The organism is Sphingomonas sp. PAMC 26621 (genome assembly GCF_000251145.1).
Taxonomy (GTDB): domain Bacteria; phylum Pseudomonadota; class Alphaproteobacteria; order Sphingomonadales; family Sphingomonadaceae; genus Sphingomonas.
This window is the reverse complement of sequence record NZ_AIDW01000023.1, coordinates 26828-43811: the sequence shown is the minus strand read 5'-3', so window position 1 is coordinate 43811 and position 16984 is coordinate 26828. Positions and strand designations below refer to the sequence as shown.

Here is a 16984-nt window from a genome sequence, read left to right as displayed (position 1 = left end):
GACCCGTCAGAAACGGGATCATTTCTATCGCAAGAATCCCTCGTTGGGCCGGCAAGCCGAGACAGGCCGGGGGCGGTCTGGTGTCATCAGGTCCGCTGCAAAGGTTTGAGCACGAACCAGATGTACACCACGATCGCGACGATCGCGATGACCGCGAGCGCGTGCTGATCGTGGTTGCCCAGATAATTCGCGACCGCGCAGCCGATCGCCGGCGGCGCGTATTCGATCATTCGATCGCTCGGCGTCTCGGCGGTCGAGCGCTGCAGGAACAGTATGATCAACCCTGCGAAGATCGCCAGCGTAAGCCAGTCGTACGGCGTTTCCAAAGTTTTCCCTCCCAATCCCCGGGACATGAGAGCCGCGGAGAGGACGTCAGCAGATTTTGTCTAGTTACGACGCATGAGGTAAATAGCGTCATAACCGCGACGAATACATCGGTAATTTATCGTGCAAGCGAACGGTTGCGATACCGCAACGGCTAATAGGCCTTGTCATGAACGATGACCCGGAAGGTCGCGAGCATGATCGCGATATCGCGTCCGAGCGACCAGTCATTGAGATATTCGAGATCGGCTTGCAGGCGCTTGACCAGATCGTCGCGCTCGCGCGTTTCGCCCCGCAGACCGCGGACCTGCGCGAGCCCGGTGATCCCCGGCTTGAGCGCGTGGCGGTGCCAATAGCGTTGATCGACTTCCCAGAAGCGTTCGGCCCCGGCGAGCGACCCAAGCGCATGCGGCCGCGGCCCGACCAGACTCATTTCACCGCGCAGCACGTTGAACAGCTGGGGAAGTTCGTCGATGCTGACCGCGCGGATCAGTGCGCCGACTCGCGTCACGCGACGGTCTCCACGCGTCGTCGATCGATTGCCGTCGGCGTCGCAATCCTCGACGTGCATCGACCGAAACTTGAAGACGGAGAACAGACGGTTCGACCGGCCAAGCCGCTGCTGCCGGAACAGGATCGGCCCCTTGCTGTCGAGTTTGATCGCCAGCGCGACCGTCAGCAATAACGGAGAAAGCGCGATGATCGCGGGGAGCGTAACGGCGAGATCCATCGCGCGCTTGACCGCGCGACTGCGCACGTCGAGCGGGCCCGACGCGACCTGCATCACGCTCTGCCCCTCATAGCGCATGATCCGGTTCGCGCCGGCCTCGTCGAATTCCGGGGCGAGCACGAAGCCCTGGACGTCGGTCCCCTTGAGCAGCAGCGACCAGGCGGCCCGATCCTCGATCGCGCAGCACACCAGGACGAAGTCGGCACCGTGCACCGCGGTCCCGAGTCTGTCGAGCATGTTCGGGTCGCGCAAATTGGGTCGCAAGCCATAGGCCGCCGCGTCGATCACGCGGACGTCGCCAAGCGGCGGGAGGTCGCAATTGTCGAGGATGATCAATTCGGTTCGCAAGACCGACCCAAGCGTGCGCTCGACCACGCTATTGAAGGCATAGCGGCCAAGCCCGATCAGCACGAAGGCACAAGCCGCGCCGGTGCCGAACACCAGACGCGAGAACTCGAGCGTGGCGCGCGAGAAGAAGGCGACGAACAGGACCGCGGCCATCGCGAAGGCAAGCGCCCCGAGCGCCTTGCCCAGGCCGCGCTTCCAGTTGAGCAGTGCCTGATAGCCGAATGCCTGACCATTGGACGCGACCAGCACGTAGATGGGCGAAATCAGCAAGGCGAGGCGCAGACCGTTGGCGCCAAACGTCGGTTCGGACCGCAACAGGCCGGCGGCGAGGAACGCGAGCAGAATCGCACTGACGTCGAAGACCGTCAGCAAGGCATAAAGCTGAAACCGACGGGTCTGCTTCGAAATGGGTTTCGCCCCGGCATGAAGGCGTTGGAATTCTGTTTCGCCGTCTGCTTTTTGCAGCATGTCTCTGGCAGACTCCGGTGCAAGTTAGGCGTGGATGGTTATCGGTATTCCCGCAATTCGAATGGCTTCGCGGAAATTCCTCTACACCACGCGCAACCCTCTGGGCAGGCGGGCATGGGGACTAAGGGTTTGGGGTATGATATTCAACAGCGATATCGCGACCCTGCAGGTTGTTCATTCCAGCTTGTCCCTCAGGACCGATGATCGTTCACGCACGTACTAAATCGGGGACGACAGTCCCGCGATGATACGTATTGTAACCGATCGTCGTTCGTATTGCATGTGCGAATTCCCGGAACCACCATCATACGGTCGTACGACGGCATCACCGCAGTGCGAACGATGCTTAATATCGCAATCGCGCCTTAACATGGGATGAAGTCATCCGATCCCATGACATCGCAAGGCTGCTCTGCGCTCGTCGCAGCGCAGGACGTTCGGTATAGCGCCGCGATGCCATCGTCCGACCGTCCCGATCCGCCTGGTGTCTTGCGGGCGCTTGAAACCTTTGCCTCGGCATCCGCCATGCTGCGTCGGACCGCGCCGCCGCTTGGGATCGAATGTGTCAGCCTGGCACAGGCGGGGGGCAGAACTCTCGCGGAACCGGTGTACGCAAGGATCGACTCGCCCCGACGGGACGCGGCCGCGATGGACGGTTTCGCCTTGGGGGAAGCGCTCGTGCCGGGTTCCGATCAGCGCTGGCGGCTGATCGTGCTGGACGGGACGGGCGACTCGGCGCTTGCGGCAGGATGCGCGATCCGAATCACCACGGGCGCGCCGCTGCCGCGGGGGACGGTCCGCGTCCTGCCGATCGAAGACGCCCTCCAGACAGGGGATCACGTGTCGGTCGACCGCGCGCAAGGCGCGCGCCGGCATGTCCGGCGGTCCGGGTCGGACTTTCTGCAGGGAGCGATGGTTCTGGCCGCGGGACGCAGGATCGACCCGCGCGCGCTCGTCGCGATTGCGGCGGCGGATGTCGGACGGGTTTCCGTGCTGCGCGCGCCGCGCGTTGCGATCGTGGTCCTCGGCAGTCGACAGGTCGAACCCGGCACTGCGGCGGCGGCGGATGCGGAGGTGCCCGAAAGCCTGGGCGAGGCGCTTTTGCTGTTCGCGTCCGTCTGGGGCGGAATGCCGGTCCGATCGATCCGCGTCGGGGACGATACGGTGGCCCTCGTCGGCGCCGTCGACGCCCTTCGGGATGTTGCGGACGTCATCGTGCTGGTTGGCGGGGCTGCGCATGGTGCGCGGGCGGCAACCCGTCAGGCGCTTTCACCGCTCGGGCTCGTGCCTGGCTTTGACGGTTTGGCGGTCCGGCCGGGACGACCGACGTGGTACGGGACTATCGGTGCGATGCAGGTGCTTGCCTTGCCCGGCAATCCCACGGCTGCGATGACGCTTGCCCGGCTTCTGCTCGCGCCGCTTCTGGTCTCGCTTGGCGGGGGCGACGCGGATACCGCGCTGGCATGGGAAGACCTGCCGCTGGCGGGACCGGCCGCCGCGACCGGCGATCGCGACTCCTTCCTCTGTGCGATGGCGGAGGGCGACACCGTGCGCCTGCTCGATCGCACGGTCGTCTCGGGGCAGGTGATGCTGGCCGCGGCGGATCGGCTTGTGGCCCGACCCGCCCACGGACCCGCGCTCGCCGCCGGAACGCTCGTGCCGACATTGCGCTTCTGAGGCTAACTAGGGTGGTCGAACGCAGAAGCGGCCTTCGGGGCCGTCCGGCTGCCTTATCCGCGGTTCAACGTTGCCAGATCGGCCACGAAATTGACGTTCGGGATCGGTTCGGCAAGTTCCAGCGCGCGCGCTTCGATCGTTCGCGCCCAGCCGCGCATCGACCGGTCCGGGCTGTGCTGAATCCAGGCGCTCAGTCCGGCCGCCGCCGACGCGGGCCATAAGCCGATCACCGGGCATCCCCGCACGAACGCAGGCGCGCCGATCGCGCGGAGCTGGTCGTACAAAGAATCGGGGAGGACGGGCGTATCGCCGGGGATCGACAAGACCGCGTCATGTCCGTGTTCGACGGCAAAACGCAGCGCCGCCGCCAGCCCCCCGAGCGGTCCCAGCCCGGGAGTCGGCCAGTCTGCGACGGATGCGATCCCGGGCACGTCGCGTCCGCACAGGACGACCGCGTCGGTCCGGGACCGCACCCACGCAAGCGCATGGTCGAGCAGGGACTGGTCGCCAAGCCGCGCGGCGAGCTTGTCGCTCCCGAACCGTCGCGATTCGCCTCCCGCGAGAACCGCGCCGAGCACCGTCACGCGATCAGACCTGGCGCGGACGCCGGGCAAAGCTGCAACGTCAACGTATCCGAGCGCACCAGCGTCGCCAGCGTCAGCCCGGCATCCGCCGCGCGATCGAGCGCGAGCGAGGTCGGAGCGGAGATCGTCGCGAGCAGGGGGCAACCGGCACGCACCGCCTTGTCGACAAGCTCGAACGAACAGCGCGAACTGAGCAGCGCGAACCCGCCGTCCCAGCCGCGCCCGTCGCGTGCCATCGCGCCGATCAGCTTGTCGAAGGCGTTATGCCGCCCGACATCCTCGCGAACCAGCAGGATCGCGCCGTCAGCGTCCACCAGCGCCGCCGCGTGCACCGCGCCGGTCGCGCGGTTGAGCGGCTGGTGATCGCGTAACGCACTCGCTGCCGCGAACACCGCGGCGGCGTCGGCGCGGCTTTGCGCAGTGACGGCGGGCAGGGGCAACAATGCGCGGTCGAGGCTGTCGCGCCCGCACAGACCGCAGGCGGAATCGGTGGTGCGCGGGCGCATCCGTTCCAGCACAGCGACCGGATCCGGATTCCGTCGGTCGGCACGAACGATCACGCCGACGTCGACGGTCGCGACATCGATGCTCGCCAGGTCGTCGGCGGATGCGATCTCGTTCTCCGCGAGCAGCAGGCCGACAACGAAGTCTTCGAGATCATGCGGAGTCGCCATCATCACCGCGAAACCGACACCGTCGAGTTCGATCGCGACGGCGACCTCCTGCGCAATCGGGCGCGGCGATCCGAGTCGAACACCGTCGGTCGAGATCGTTTCGAGCACAGGGCGGATCGGGTCGCTAGCAGGGGCAGGGAAAGGCATCGTTCCGCCTAACGCACGGAGACAGGCGGTGGAAGCATCGTTAATCGTGCCCGCTGGCGCATCGGGTTGGAACCTAGCGCCGCGCCGCACGCTTCGACAGAAGCTCCGGACGATGACGCGTGAGATGGGATTGAAAATGTCGAACGAAGACCAGGCCCAAGCGCCCGCAGACCTCTCCAAACTCCCCGATGACCTGCCGCATTCGCCGGGTCCGGCGGGTGGCTGGGGATCGATGCGCGGGATCGCCAGCATCTTCGGTGAGACGTGGTCCAGCCCGGCGTCGCTCGCCAGCCTCGGCAAGATGAACAAGCCGAAGGGCGTGATGTGCGCGTCGTGCGCATGGCCCAAGCCGGTCAACTATTCCGCGTTCGAATTCTGCGAGAATGGCGCGAAAGCGACGCTGTGGGAATCGACCAGCGCGCGCTGCACCCCGGCGTTTTGGGCGAAGGACGGCCACAGCGTCACCGAACTGCGGCAGTGGCGCGACCATGATCTCGAAAAGACAGGCCGTCTGACGCACCCGTTGCGCTTCGATGCCGCGACCGATCGTTATGTCGAAACGACGTGGGACGAAGCCTTCGCCGGGATCGCCGGCGCACTCAAGCCGCTCGATCCGGACAGTGCGGTGTTTTATGCCTCGGGCCATGCGGGCCTCGAGGCGTCGTACCTCTACGCGCTGCTGGCGCGGGTGTATGGCACCAACAACCTGCCGCAGAGCTCGAACATGTGTCACGAGACAACGTCGGTCGGCTTGACCAAGGTCATCGGATCGCCGGTCGGAACAATCGTGTGGGACGATCTCGCCGAGGCGGACGCCTTCTTCTTCTTCGGGCAGAATCCGGGCACCAACAGCCCGCGCTTCCTCCATCCGCTCAAGGACGCGAAGGATCGTGGCGCCAAGATCGTCACCTTCAACCCCGTCATCGAGCAGGGTCTGGTCTCGTTCGTCGATCCGCAAAGCCCGGTGGCGATGCTGACCGGCAAGGAAACCAAGATTTCCGACCAGTATCACCAGCTCAAGGCGGGCGGCGACATCGCCGCGATGCTTGGCATGTGCAAGGTGGTGGTCGAGGCGGATGACGCCGCCAAGGCGGCGGGCAAGGCCGAGGTGATCGACCATGCGTTCATCGCACAGCATACCATCGGGTTCGATGAATTCCTGCAGAAGTGCCGCGATGTCAGCTGGGCGGAGATCGTGCAGGAAAGCGGCCTGACCGAGCAGGCGCTGCGCGAGGCGGGCAACGTCTATATTGCCGCGGAGAAGGTGATCGGTGTCTACGGCATGGGGCTGACCCAGCATGCGCATGGGTCAGTCAATGTCGCGATGCTGGTCAACCTGCTGATGCTGCGCGGAAACATCGGGCGTTCCGGCGCAGGCTGCTGCCCGGTTCGCGGGCACAGCAACGTGCAGGGGCAGCGCACCGTCGGCATCGCGGAGAAGATCCATCTGATCCCGGTCGACAAGATCAAGATGTTGTTCGATTTCGATCCTCCGGCGAAGGACGGCATGAACATCGTCGAGGCAGCCGAGGGTCTGTTCGCCGGCAAGGTGCGCGCCTTCATCTCGCTGGGCGGCAACCTGTTGCGCGCGGTTCCCGATCAGGAACGGATGGAGCAGGCGTGGGCCGCGCAGGACCTCACCGTGATGGTCTCGACCAAGCTCAACCGCAGTCACCTGTTCCCGGGCAAGCTTGCCTATATTCTCCCGTGCCTCGGCCGGTTCGAGGAGGACGAGCAGGCGGGCGGGCCACAGACGATCACGTCCGAAGACAGTTTCTCGATGATCAACGCATCGATCGGCTATCGCACCCCCGTTTCGGATCAGGTGATGAGCGAACTCGCGATCGTGACCGGGATCGCCAAGGCGACGCTTCCGCCGAGCGCGCATCTGAAGTGGGATGCTTGGACCGCGGACTACGGGCTGGTGCGCGACCTGATCGAGCGGACCTATCCCGATGCGTTCCGCGATTATAACAAGCGGATGTATCAGGCGGGCGGGTTCTGGCGGGGCAATGCGGCGCACGAGCGGATCTGGAAGACGGAATCGGGCAAGGCGATCTTCACGACCCCGGGCGAGCTGACGTCGATCGGGTTCCAGGACGCGCCGGGACGCTTTCGCCTGATCACGATGCGGTCGAACGACCAGTTCAACACGACGATCTACGGCTATTCCGATCGTTTCCGCGGGATCGAGGGAACGCGGGAGGTGCTGCTGATGAACCCGGACGACATCGCCGAGGCAGGTCTCGAGGACGGCCAGAAGATCCGGCTCATCACCGATGTCGACGACGGTCATGATCGCCAGCTTGGCGGGCTGACGTTGACGGCTTACAAGCTGCCACGCGGGACGATCGCGGGCTATTACCCCGAATGCAACGTGCTGGTGCCGGTCGCGCATCATGACGAATTGTCCAAGACGCCCGCGAGCAAGTCGGTTCCCGTGCGGATCGTCGCGGATACTGTCGCGACGGCGACTTCCGCTTAGGACGAAGCGATGAACGGCGCACTTCTCCTCGCCCTGACTCTGTCGAGCGTCTCGGCCCCCAATACAGGGGAAGGGACGAGGGCGGCGCCGTTCTCGCCGCTGGCGTTCTTTTCCGGTGAAACCGTCGGGGACGGCAACTTTCGCCGCATCGCCGCGCGACACCGCGCGGTTCATGTCCGCGGCCGAGGCACCGTACGTGGCGGGGATACGATCCTGCTCGAGCAACGGGTAGAGGTTGCGGGCAAACCGCCGACCGACCGGCGGTGGACGCTGCACGCGCTTGGCGACGGCCGATACACGGGGGTGCTGAGCGAGGCGGTCGGTCCGGTGTCGGGCGAAGTGCAGGGCGCGGTGTTCAGGATCTCCTTCCACGCCAAGGGCGGTTTCAGGATCCAGCAAACGATGCGCCTGCAGCCCGACGGCCGTACGGTGCTGAACCACCTCGTCGTTCGCAAGTTCGGGATCCGTGTCGCAGTGCTCGACGAGACGATCCGCAAGCTTTCCTGACGCCGCGGTCGACCAGTAATGGCCGAGCACCTCGTCATTCGATACTTCGGATGAGCGGCGTCCAGCCTCCGCGTCCGGTCAACGTCCCGGCCGGTGCGCTTCGTCGTTGTTATTGAACGACAATTTCCTAGCGTTCGCCCGTCAGAGGTTTTTCAATACACCCGTCGAGGCAGTCTCGGCCGCTATTGCGATACCGCAGCGACGCGATCTTTACCGATTCTCTGGTACGGATGCGGTCAGCCGAAGTCGCGTTTTGCCCCGTTACCATTCTCCCGAACCGTAAGATGTTCAAAACTCGGAGAGAAAATGTCGGGTCCACCGGACGCCAGGGGGCTGCGCGAATTGCGTTAATCAGTTTTGACACCCCCGTTTGCCGCTTTATGAACTGGAAATTAAGCGTTTTGTTGTGACATGAGTAGGAAGTCGAATGCGCGTACGGTTTCGTTCGGTGCGCCAGCACCCGTCGCAGGTGCTTCTGCCGCTCTGGATCGTCCTCGTCGTCGCGTTCTTCACATGGCAGGCTGGGACATATCGGGGGCTGATCGCGCTGCTGGCCGAATGGCAGTTCAATGAATTCGGTGTCTATCACCCGCTGTTGACGTTCCTGCTGTTCGTCCTGATCCTGGCACCCCTGCCGTTCCTGTTTACGCGCCGCCACCGCAAGTCGCCGGCGGCGTCCTCCGCCGCGGTCCCCGCCAGCGACGTTCTTCCGGTACGCAGCGACCTGTCCCGCGCCATCGGGGAGGCGACCCGGTTTCTCAATGTCCTGCTGGTGGCTGCGGTGGGGTGCCTTGCTGCAGCGTTGCTGGCGTGCGGGATGATCCTGATGCTGCCGACGGCTGCCGGGCCGATCCAGCGGATCTCCGCAAGCGCAACTCTCCCCGAAACGCCGTCGCAAGGACTGACCGAGCTCCGCGGCGCGATCCTCTACACCCGGACTTCGGCGTTCGACGAGGATCTCTGGTTGACGCGGCGTAACATCCGCTTCGCACCGATGGTCGATGCCGGCGCGGACCCGTCGGCAGTCCGCTACTTCATCGAGCTGTCGCCCACCGACGGGTCACAACGGGCGGAAACGATCAGCGCGCGCCAAGGCATCCTGGTCAAGGATGCGCTGCCGGGAGAGCTGTTCCGACTGTATCGCTACGCGGGCTTTCGCGTCACGCCGACGCATTACGTCCTTTTCCGATCGGCCGCCACGATGCGCTGGCCGTATTGGGTCTGGGCGTCCGAATTCGCGGTGGGAGCTTTCCTGATTGCGCTAGGGGCGCTGGTGCAATGGTTTCGCCGTCGTCGGCTCATCGCGCGCGACGGGCGACCGGTCGCGGAAGCAGACGCTTGATTGGACGTTAACTACTTAAGGGTACGCGATCTTTATGCCGTGACCCGCAGGGTTGCGGCATGTTCGCGGTCAAGCTCCTCCTGGCGACCCCCGGCCTAGTCGGAATGGCGGCCTTTGCCGGCCTTTCACTCAGCGCGCACGTACCGGCGGCGCGATCGATAGCGGCGATCCCGGCCCCCCCGGTCTCCCGCATGGTCACCGTTCCAGCGGCCCCGGATCCAGCCGAGGGCGCGCTCGCCGACCCGCAAAGCCGGTTCCGGCGCGCCGCGGACGGGCTGTTCTACGTTACGGCGCGCGTAAATGGTGTCAGGGTCAAATTCCTGATCGATACCGGGGCAACGATGGTCGTGCTGACGAAGGCGGACGCGGCGCGGGTCGGGGCAGCGCGGCATGGCGGTGCGGTGATGATGGAAACGGCCTCGGGGCCCTCGGCGATCGATCGTGTCAGGCTGAACCATGTCGCGATTGCAGGGCATCACGTCGTCGAAGTCGATGCCGCGGTCGTCCGCCAGGGCCTGAAGGTGTCGTTGCTTGGTCAGGACCTGCTGTCACGCCTTGGCCCGGTCACGATCTCCGGGGATTCCCTCGAACTGAAGTGAACGGTGTCTGCGGTCGCAGTACGCGTGGTCAGGCGAGGTGGGTTGCACCCCGTCGACGCTGACGAAGCGCGAGTCCGATCAGCATAAACCCACCCACCAGCATGGCCCAGGTCGATGGTTCCGGCACCGCCGACACGGGTGTTGGCGTCGTCGTTCCGGGCGTGCCTGGGGTGCCTGGCGTACCCGGCGTGGACGGCGTTCCGACATTGCGCGGCGTCGTCCCGCCAAAGCCCGAACCAGCGACCGGCTGCGAGATGAACGGCGCGAATGGCTGGCCGCCACCAGCCGGGCCTGATCCGACACCAGCATCGACTGCCGCATCGCGACCGGCGGGCGTGAAGGCGTTGTCCGCGAGCGCAACCGGCGGAATGGCACCGCTTGCGCCCTGTGGTCCGACGGGACCGCCGTTCGGTACACCTGCGCCAACCGGACCAGGACGACCGACGCCCGGGATGCCGCGCGACCGCACTCCCGCGGGGCGACGCGGACCGGCCAGGCCGGAAAGGAAACTTGCAGGTCGTGGCCCTGTCCCGTCAGCGCCGACGGTTGCCGTAAACGCCTTTGCGCCCGGCAGACCGCCATCGACGATGAAGACTGCGCGTGTATTTTGCGGCGCCAGTGCCGCCAGCAGGAGGGTCGCGCCAAGCGAACCAACGATCAGCGAGCGGGCTTTGTTTTCACCGCTTTTGAAATCGAATGTCTCAGTAGCCATGACTGGCTGATATGCCGTCGGCATGAAAATAGCGATACATTTGAACGGGTGGAATCCCCCGACGGGACCGGCTACGACCTATTCATGAGGACCGGCGCGCAAAGTCGCCGCACTTTCCACTCGGGGGTGTGGGTCGTGTAAATAGGGGGAGTGATACCAATGTGGCGACGGAACCATGGGTGAACGCCAGCACCGGCCATCCCGGTCGATCCCTAGGGTCATGGTGACGCTGGCAACGCTGTCGGTTTCCGCCTGCGCCGCAGCGCCGAAGCCGCCGTTCGATGACTCGCAAAAGCTCGTGCGCGCGACGCTCAAGGTGCTGACCAACGACGGCAACGCGATCTGCGTCGACAATCGTACCAACGGCAGGCCGCTGGCGATCTTTGCGACGATGGCAATCGCACCCGCACCCTCGCGGCGTCTGCTGGCGTGGCACGTCGTTGCGCCGCTACGCTCGAAGGAAGCGCTGACGACGCAGCAACTCTATCAGGACACGATCGTCAATCGACCGTCGCATATCCCCGACCCCGGGAACACGACCGCCTCGCTCGGCTTCCTGGAGCAGCAACGGTTGAACAACGCCGCGATGGTATTGTCGCGAACCGGCCAGACCAAGATCGTCGATTTCGTCGGCGGGTTCGGCGTCGCGGGCGTCGATGCGCGGTGGTGGCCGTTCGTCCGCCTGTCGCGGAAGTGCAATTACAAATATGTCGTCTCGGATCCGGTCTGGTCGGACACGACTGCCTTCGTCACGGTGAACATCGAGCATTGGGGAACGACTTATGCGTTCCAGCGCCGCAACGATGATTGGATCGCGATCGGCCAGTGGAGCAACTGGCTGTTCTAGGCGGGGAGCGGTGACGGTCCTTGGAATCCCGTCTCCTGCTAGTCCGTTTCGAACAGCGGCAATGCAGCAGCCCCGTCGCCCAGCGTATCGAACGTCGACACCGTAACCCCGACCAACCGGATTCCCTTGGTCGGGGGCAGGACCGACCGGATCAACTCGGCACTCGCCGCGCTCAGCTTCGCGGCGGTGTCGATCGGACCCGGATAGGTTCGGCTGCGGGTGATCTGCTGGAAATCATTGTATTTGACCTTGACCGTCACGGTCCGGCCATACGCCTCCGCCTTGGCGCACCATGCCCAGACATCGTCCGCCATCTGTTGTACCCCCGTTGCGATTTCCACGGGGTCGAGCAGGTCGCGATTGAACGTGGTTTCCGATCCCGAGGACTTGCGGATTCGGTCGGGGTCGACCGGACGGTGATCCTCGCCCCGCGCGATCGCGTGATACCAGTCCGCCGCGTTGCCGAAATTGGCGCGCAGGAAATCGATCGACTTCGCGCGCAGGTCGGCGCCGGTCGTGATGCCGAGGCGGTGCATCTTTTTCGCGGTGACCGGCCCGACGCCGTGGAAGCGCGACACCGGAAGTGTCTCGACCCAGGCCGCCCCCATGTCCGGGGTTACCGCGAACTGGCCGTTGGGCTTCCGCTGGTCTGAGGCGAGCTTGGCGAGGAACTTGTTGTACGAGATCCCGGCCGAAGCCGTCAGCCCGGTTTCTTCGAGGATCCGCGCACGGATCGCCTTGGCGGTCGCCCAGGCGGTCGGGAGGTCCTGCAGGTTCGCCGTCACGTCGAGATATGCCTCGTCGAGCGACAGCGGCTGGACGAGCGGGGTATAGTCCCGGAAGATCGCCTGGATCTGGCGCGACACCGCCTTGTAGACATCGAAGCGTGGCGGGACGAACACCAGATCGGGGCAGCGTCGCAAAGCGGTAACCGAGGGCAGGGCGGAGCGAACGCCGAACACCCGCGCCTCGTAGCTTGCCGCCGCCACCACGCCGCGCGCAGCGGCATGCCCGACCGCGATCGGCTTGCCGCGCAGCGCCGGATCATCGCGCTGCTCGACCGAGGCGAAGAAGGCGTCCATGTCGACGTGAATGATCTTGCGGATGGTCGACGGCTTATCCTGCTTACTCATCAGAGATTTGGCACTTTGCACCGCTGACCCCGCCACGCCCGGATCGACGGGGTTTCAGACACGGAAGATAGCTGGCGATTGCCCCAAAGACCAGCGAAGAGTGAGAACATGGGGGGAACGGAAAGGCGCGTTCGGTGCGCCAGAACGCCGGTTTTGCTTGAAAAAGAGGAGACTGATCGTGTCTGCTGCAATCCCGTGCGGGCAGTCACGTCCCGTCTGAAAACGTCGGTCGCCGGGGTCGGCTCAAGGACCAGGCGAAAGCGCGTCTGCTTCTGCAATGCTACCCGGCACCCCGCCATAAGACGACAAATACCGCGTCAGTTCGTGCTGTAGCGCGACCGAGCTGCGGATCGCCGAATCCGCGAGCCCGCGTCCGGCATGTTCGATCTCGAGATCGCCACGCGCCACCATTTCCACCACAGTCAGCGCGCCGCCCGCGGGATCGAGCCCGACTTCGCGGCAAAGATCCGCGATCGTCAGCCGCGGGCCGCTGCATTCCAGCTTGTAGCAGGCGAGTGCGATATCCCATTTGTGCCCGGCGAACCGATCCTCCCCAAAGGCCAGCGCACGGCCACGCCGCGCGCGGAGCATGCGCGTCACGGTCGCGAAATTGCTTTCCAGCGCAGTGACGGGTGTCAGGTCAGCAAGCGGCATGACCGTCGCGACAAGTCGTCGCGGGCCAATGCCGTCGGTAATGACCGAGGCATGGTTCTGAACGCGCAGCAATTTGCCGTCCGGGCGCATGTAGCTCTTGCTGATCGTGAGCGGGATCCCGGTGCTGCACAATTGCGCGATGACCGCGACATGCTCCGCTTGTTCGACCGGATTGGTGAATTGCACCGCGCCTTCACCGATCAAGGCGCCCCGCTCGCGCCCGAGGATTTCGCAATAGGCATCGTCCACCGCCAGATACGTACCGGCGAGGTCGGTCAGGACATGCGCGATCGGGCGCGCCGGATGAACGAAATCGTGCAGAATTGGCGCTCGCATAAACCTAAGGTGCAGAATCAATGCCATATTAGAGCGATATGCGCTATGGAACACCGTCGACCCGGCGCGTATCCGGCAGTGCAGACCTCTCTGGGAGCGTTGCATGATGACGACCGTCCTGTCCGAGACTGACGACAAGATCGCAGCGATGGCGAAGGTGATGGTCGATACCTTTGGCGCACGCGCGGTCGTCGTCGCGCAGGCGCAGGCGAAAGCCGCCGCTACCGACCAGCCTCCGGTCGCGGAGACGTGGCGACGGATCGGTGTTTTGATCGAACAAAGCGTCGCGCAGGCGAAGGGTGGCGGGCCGAGCGCCTGACCGCCCCGAAGCGCTGCATGCGCGTTGCGGTCAGACTAGAAGCGCAGTTCGTCGTAAACCTTCGACACATCGCCACCCCAGGCGCCGTGATATTTTTCCAGCAGAACCTCGGCGGGCACCTTTCCGCTGCGGACGACTTCGCGGAGCGGGTCGAGGAAACCGGTTTCGTTGCTCCCGCCCGCATCAAGCCGCCCGCGCGCGACAAGGCCGGCATGGGCGATGTCGAGCACTTCGCCGGCAATGGCGCGCAGCGTACGCCCTCCGGCAATCGGCCCATCAAGGCCGAGCTTCGGCACCGAGTCGCGCAATGCCTGACGTTCCTCGATCGTCCAGTGCTTGACGAGGTCCCACGCCGCATCGAGCGCCTGATTGTCGTAGAGCAACCCGACCCACAGCGCGGGCAACGCGCAGATCCGTCCCCACGGACCACCGTCGGCACCGCGCATCTCGAGAAACGTCTTGAGCCGCACCTCGGGGAAGGCGGTCGAGAGATGGTCGTTCCAGTCGTCGAGCGTCGGCTTCTCGCCCGGCAGCACCGACAGTTCGCCCTTGAGGAAGTCGCGGAACGACAGCCCCGCCGCATCGATATACCGACCTTCGCGATAGACGAAATACATCGGCACATCGAGCGCATACTCGGTGTAGCGGTCGTAGCCGAACCCGTCCTCGAAGACGAACGGCAGCATGCCCGTCCGCGCCGGGTCGGTGTCGGACCAGATGTGGCTGCGATACGAAAGCATGCCGTTGGGCTTGCCCTCGGTGAACGGCGAATTGGCGAACAACGCAGTCGCGAGCGGCTGCAGCGCGAGCCCGACGCGGAACTTCTGCACCATGTCGGCTTCCGACTGGTAATCGAGGTTCACCTGGATCGTGCAGGTGCGCAGCATCATGTCGAGGCCCATCGTGCCCACGCGCGGCATGTGCCGCAGCATGATCGCATAGCGCCCCTTGGGCATGATCGGCAATTCGGCGCGGGTCTTGTCGGGCCACATGCCGAGGCCGAGGAAACCGATCCCGAACTTCTCGCCGATCGCCTTGACCTGTTCCAGATGCCGGCCGGTCTCGGCGCAGGTCTGGTGCAGGTTTTCGAGCGGGGCGCCCGACAGTTCGAACTGGCCGGCGGGTTCGAGGCTGATCGAACCGTCACTCCCGGTCATCGCGATGACGTTGCCATTCTCTTCAACCGGCTGCCAGCCATACGCAGTCAGCGCGTCGAGCAGGTCTCGAATGCCGCCCTTTTCGGTGTAGCTCGGCGCGTGATGGTCGCTGTCAGCATAGACGAACTTCTCATGCTCCGTGCCGATCCGCCAGCGCTCGGGGGGCTTTTCCCCACTGGCGAAACTGGCGACGAGCTGGTCGCGCGACTCGATCAGGGGCGAGGTCTTGATGGTGTCGGAGCGGGTCGTCATCGTCGCGCCTTAGCGCCGCGATGCGTCGCCCGCCAGCGGGTTTCGATCCGCTACCTACCAATCGCCGCGCGCGGCCATCCACAGCGCGGTCGCCGCCGCCGCTGCGGTATCCGCGCGGAGGATGCGCGGGCCCAGCGTGATCGCCGTTGCGCCCGGCACGGCGCGGATCGCGTCGCGTTCGGCATCATCGAATCCGCCTTCTGGACCGATCAGGATTGCAGCGCATGGCGGCCCGTCGCGCATCGCGGCGGCGGCGGGGGTGCCGCCCGTTTCGTCCGCGAAATACAGCGCGCGTCCGGCAGGCCAATCCCGCAGCAGGTTGTTGAGCTTCACCGGTTCGGAAAGCTCGGGAACTGCGGTCCGGCCGCATTGTTCGGCCGCTTCGATCATGTGCGCGCGAAGCCGCTCGCCATTCAGCCGGTCGACGATCGTCCGGCGCGTGAGGACAGGCACGAGGCGCGAAACCCCGAGCTCGCACGCCTTTTCCGCGACCCAGTCGATCCGGCCCTTCTTGATCGGCGCGGCGCACAGCCACAGGTCGGGGACATGCTCGCGCGCGCGCAACTGGTCAGTAACGTCGAGCATCAGGTCACGCTTGCCGACGCTCGCGGCGACGCCGAGCCATTCGCCCGACTCGCCATCGAACAGCTTGACCGGGTCCCCCGGTTTCATTCGCATCACGGTCGCGAGATAATGCGCCTGCGCGCCCTCGACGCGCAGCGGGCCGCGCGCGAGGCGATGCTCGACGAACAGGCGCGGGGTTGATTGTGGGGGCCATGCGGGGGTTGCGGGCATGGCACCTCCTAGGGCGTATTGCCGCCGCTGCACAATCGTTCGCATTCGAACCCTGCTTCCCCGGCAAAGGCGGGGACCCAGTCGAAGTGCAGGCGTTTGGACGGAATGCCCTATTGAGGACTCTGCGCCACTGGCCCCGGCCTTCGCCGGGGAAGAAGCTAAGGACTCGACCATGACACGATACAGCGCGCGCGTCTGGCTGCTCGCGGCGGGAACGTCGAGCATGGCGGGCTATGTCGACGCGATCGGTTTCCTCAAGCTCGGGGGGCTGTTCGTGTCGTTCATGAGCGGCAATTCGACCCGGCTTGCGGTTGGCCTGGTCGTCGATCCCTATGTCGCGCGGGTCGCGATCGGGCTGCTCGGTGCGTTCGTCGGGGGCGTCGTGCTCGGCACGCTGATCGCGGCGGCGGCAGGGCGGTGGCGCAAGCCCGTGATCCTGCTGGTGGTAGGCGCACTGCTTGCGATGGCGGGCTGGCTCGATACGCAGGGCGCGGTGGGATGGGCGACGCCGCTGATGGCGGCGGCGATGGGCTGCGTGAACACCACCTTCCAGCGCGCGGGCGAGGTGAGTATCGGCGTCACGTACATGACCGGCACGCTCGTCAAGTTCGGGCAGCGACTGGCAGATGCGGTGTTGGGCGGCGCGCGCTGGGCGTGGGTGCCGTATCTCGCGCTGTGGCTCGGGTTGGTCGGTGGCGCGGTGGCGGGCAGCCTGCTGTACCGCAGCTTCGGTATAAAGAGCATCTGGGGTGCCGCGGGGATGGCGGGCGTACTGGCGATTTACGCGCTGTTCCTAGGGCCCACCGAGCCGTCGCGCGGCAAAGCGTTCACCAGTCCGTAAACTGTGCGGGTTAGGCGAGCGATATGCCCGGACACCACTCTCCGTTCCGCAGC

17 protein-coding genes are annotated in these 16984 nt (G+C 65.2%); 8 read left to right on the top strand and 9 right to left on the bottom strand.

Annotation, left to right across the window (positions count from 1 at the left end; translation table 11 throughout):
• Window positions 1-86: 86 nt before the first annotated feature.
• Both RI03_RS13490 and RI03_RS13485 read right to left on the bottom strand, forming a co-directional pair.
• Window positions 87-326: an XrtV sorting system accessory protein gene (locus RI03_RS13490; RefSeq protein WP_010217946.1), complete on the bottom strand. Its 240-nt coding sequence runs from the start codon at window positions 324-326 to the stop codon at window positions 87-89.
• Between the two features lie 152 nt (window positions 327-478).
• Complete coding sequence (locus tag RI03_RS13485) at window positions 479-1774, bottom strand: sugar transferase (protein ID WP_232283351.1); 1296 nt, start codon at window positions 1772-1774, stop codon at window positions 479-481.
• 621 nt (window positions 1775-2395) lie between these two features.
• Between RI03_RS13485 and RI03_RS13480 the strand changes: the two genes are divergently transcribed.
• A complete protein-coding gene (locus RI03_RS13480) occupies window positions 2396-3547 on the top strand; it encodes a molybdopterin molybdotransferase MoeA (protein WP_037515313.1) in 1152 nt (383 codons plus the stop codon).
• Between the two features lie 53 nt (window positions 3548-3600).
• Here the strand turns inward: RI03_RS13480 and mobA are convergent, their stop codons facing one another.
• Together mobA and fdhD are read right to left on the bottom strand one after the other, a co-directional pair.
• The gene (gene mobA, locus RI03_RS13475; RefSeq protein ID WP_010217944.1) at window positions 3601-4131 is read right to left on the bottom strand and encodes a molybdenum cofactor guanylyltransferase; all 531 of its coding nucleotides are present in this window, start codon (window positions 4129-4131) and stop codon (window positions 3601-3603) included.
• On the bottom strand, window positions 4128-4952 hold the full coding sequence (fdhD, locus tag RI03_RS13470) for a formate dehydrogenase accessory sulfurtransferase FdhD (RefSeq protein ID WP_037515310.1): 825 nt from the start codon (window positions 4950-4952) through the stop codon (window positions 4128-4130). The genes mobA and fdhD overlap by 4 nt, the downstream gene beginning before the upstream one ends.
• A gap of 136 nt (window positions 4953-5088) precedes the next feature.
• Between fdhD and RI03_RS13465 the strand changes: the two genes are divergently transcribed.
• The 4 genes from RI03_RS13465 to RI03_RS13450 all read left to right on the top strand — a co-directional run bounded on the left by RI03_RS13465 (window position 5089) and on the right by RI03_RS13450 (window position 9885).
• Window positions 5089-7437 carry an FdhF/YdeP family oxidoreductase gene (locus tag RI03_RS13465; RefSeq protein ID WP_037515308.1) on the top strand — a complete coding sequence of 783 codons (2349 nt, stop codon included), beginning with the start codon at window positions 5089-5091 and terminating at the stop codon, window positions 7435-7437.
• A gap of 9 nt (window positions 7438-7446) precedes the next feature.
• Complete coding sequence (locus RI03_RS13460) at window positions 7447-7944, top strand: DUF3833 family protein (RefSeq protein WP_010217941.1); 498 nt, start codon at window positions 7447-7449, stop codon at window positions 7942-7944.
• Between the two features lie 427 nt (window positions 7945-8371).
• Entirely contained in the window at window positions 8372-9286 is a 915-nt protein-coding gene (locus RI03_RS13455; RefSeq protein WP_010217940.1) for a hypothetical protein, read from the top strand.
• Window positions 9287-9345: 59 nt separating this feature from the next.
• On the top strand, window positions 9346-9885 hold the full coding sequence (locus tag RI03_RS13450; RefSeq protein ID WP_010217939.1) for a retropepsin-like aspartic protease family protein: 540 nt from the start codon (window positions 9346-9348) through the stop codon (window positions 9883-9885).
• Between the two features lie 28 nt (window positions 9886-9913).
• Here RI03_RS13450 and RI03_RS13445 read toward each other — a convergent pair whose 3' ends face one another.
• Window positions 9914-10597: a PEPxxWA-CTERM sorting domain-containing protein gene (locus RI03_RS13445; protein WP_026046719.1), complete on the bottom strand. Its 684-nt coding sequence runs from the start codon at window positions 10595-10597 to the stop codon at window positions 9914-9916.
• A 220-nt stretch (window positions 10598-10817) separates the two neighbouring features.
• Between RI03_RS13445 and RI03_RS13440 the strand changes: the two genes are divergently transcribed.
• Window positions 10818-11444 (top strand): hypothetical protein, encoded by a 627-nt coding sequence (locus RI03_RS13440; protein WP_010217937.1) that lies wholly within the window; start codon window positions 10818-10820, stop codon window positions 11442-11444.
• Between the two features lie 38 nt (window positions 11445-11482).
• Here RI03_RS13440 and dinB read toward each other — a convergent pair whose 3' ends face one another.
• Both dinB and RI03_RS13430 read right to left on the bottom strand, forming a co-directional pair.
• Entirely contained in the window at window positions 11483-12577 is a 1095-nt protein-coding gene (gene dinB, locus RI03_RS13435) for a DNA polymerase IV (RefSeq protein ID WP_010217936.1), read from the bottom strand.
• A 243-nt stretch (window positions 12578-12820) separates the two neighbouring features.
• On the bottom strand, window positions 12821-13567 hold the full coding sequence (locus RI03_RS13430; protein ID WP_010217935.1) for a PAS domain-containing protein: 747 nt from the start codon (window positions 13565-13567) through the stop codon (window positions 12821-12823).
• A gap of 103 nt (window positions 13568-13670) precedes the next feature.
• Between RI03_RS13430 and RI03_RS13425 the strand changes: the two genes are divergently transcribed.
• Window positions 13671-13886, top strand: coding sequence for a hypothetical protein (locus RI03_RS13425; RefSeq protein WP_010217934.1), 216 nt, complete (start codon window positions 13671-13673; stop codon window positions 13884-13886).
• A gap of 35 nt (window positions 13887-13921) precedes the next feature.
• On the opposite strand, the gene RI03_RS13420 is transcribed toward RI03_RS13425, so the two are convergent.
• Together RI03_RS13420 and RI03_RS13415 are read right to left on the bottom strand one after the other, a co-directional pair.
• Window positions 13922-15295: a glutamate--cysteine ligase gene (locus tag RI03_RS13420; RefSeq protein ID WP_010217933.1), complete on the bottom strand. Its 1374-nt coding sequence runs from the start codon at window positions 15293-15295 to the stop codon at window positions 13922-13924.
• A 54-nt stretch (window positions 15296-15349) separates the two neighbouring features.
• The gene (locus RI03_RS13415) at window positions 15350-16090 is read right to left on the bottom strand and encodes a 16S rRNA (uracil(1498)-N(3))-methyltransferase (RefSeq protein WP_010217932.1); all 741 of its coding nucleotides are present in this window, start codon (window positions 16088-16090) and stop codon (window positions 15350-15352) included.
• 172 nt (window positions 16091-16262) lie between these two features.
• On the opposite strand from RI03_RS13415, the gene RI03_RS13410 reads away from it, so the two are divergent.
• Window positions 16263-16931: a YoaK family protein gene (locus RI03_RS13410; protein ID WP_010217931.1), complete on the top strand. Its 669-nt coding sequence runs from the start codon at window positions 16263-16265 to the stop codon at window positions 16929-16931.
• Window positions 16932-16984: the final 53 nt, after the last annotated feature.

Bases quoted from the DNA above. Each gene is read 5' to 3' on its own strand.
- RI03_RS13480 (WP_037515313.1), top strand. From the start codon at position 2,396: ATGCTGCGTCGGACCGCGCCGCCGCTTGGGATCGAATGTGTCAGCCTG.
- fdhD (WP_037515310.1), bottom strand. From the start codon at position 4,952: ATGCCTTTCCCTGCCCCTGCTAGCGACCCGATCCGCCCTGTGCTCGAA.
- RI03_RS13465 (WP_037515308.1), top strand. From the start codon at position 5,089: ATGTCGAACGAAGACCAGGCCCAAGCGCCCGCAGACCTCTCCAAACTC.
- RI03_RS13460 (WP_010217941.1), top strand. From the start codon at position 7,447: ATGAACGGCGCACTTCTCCTCGCCCTGACTCTGTCGAGCGTCTCGGCC.
- RI03_RS13455 (WP_010217940.1), top strand. From the start codon at position 8,372: ATGCGCGTACGGTTTCGTTCGGTGCGCCAGCACCCGTCGCAGGTGCTT.
- RI03_RS13450 (WP_010217939.1), top strand. From the start codon at position 9,346: ATGTTCGCGGTCAAGCTCCTCCTGGCGACCCCCGGCCTAGTCGGAATG.
- RI03_RS13445 (WP_026046719.1), bottom strand. From the start codon at position 10,597: ATGGCTACTGAGACATTCGATTTCAAAAGCGGTGAAAACAAAGCCCGC.
- RI03_RS13440 (WP_010217937.1), top strand. From the start codon at position 10,818: ATGGTGACGCTGGCAACGCTGTCGGTTTCCGCCTGCGCCGCAGCGCCG.
- dinB (WP_010217936.1), bottom strand. From the start codon at position 12,577: ATGAGTAAGCAGGATAAGCCGTCGACCATCCGCAAGATCATTCACGTC.
- RI03_RS13430 (WP_010217935.1), bottom strand. From the start codon at position 13,567: ATGCGAGCGCCAATTCTGCACGATTTCGTTCATCCGGCGCGCCCGATC.
- RI03_RS13425 (WP_010217934.1), top strand. From the start codon at position 13,671: ATGATGACGACCGTCCTGTCCGAGACTGACGACAAGATCGCAGCGATG.
- RI03_RS13420 (WP_010217933.1), bottom strand. From the start codon at position 15,295: ATGACGACCCGCTCCGACACCATCAAGACCTCGCCCCTGATCGAGTCG.
- RI03_RS13415 (WP_010217932.1), bottom strand. From the start codon at position 16,090: ATGCCCGCAACCCCCGCATGGCCCCCACAATCAACCCCGCGCCTGTTC.
- RI03_RS13410 (WP_010217931.1), top strand. From the start codon at position 16,263: ATGACACGATACAGCGCGCGCGTCTGGCTGCTCGCGGCGGGAACGTCG.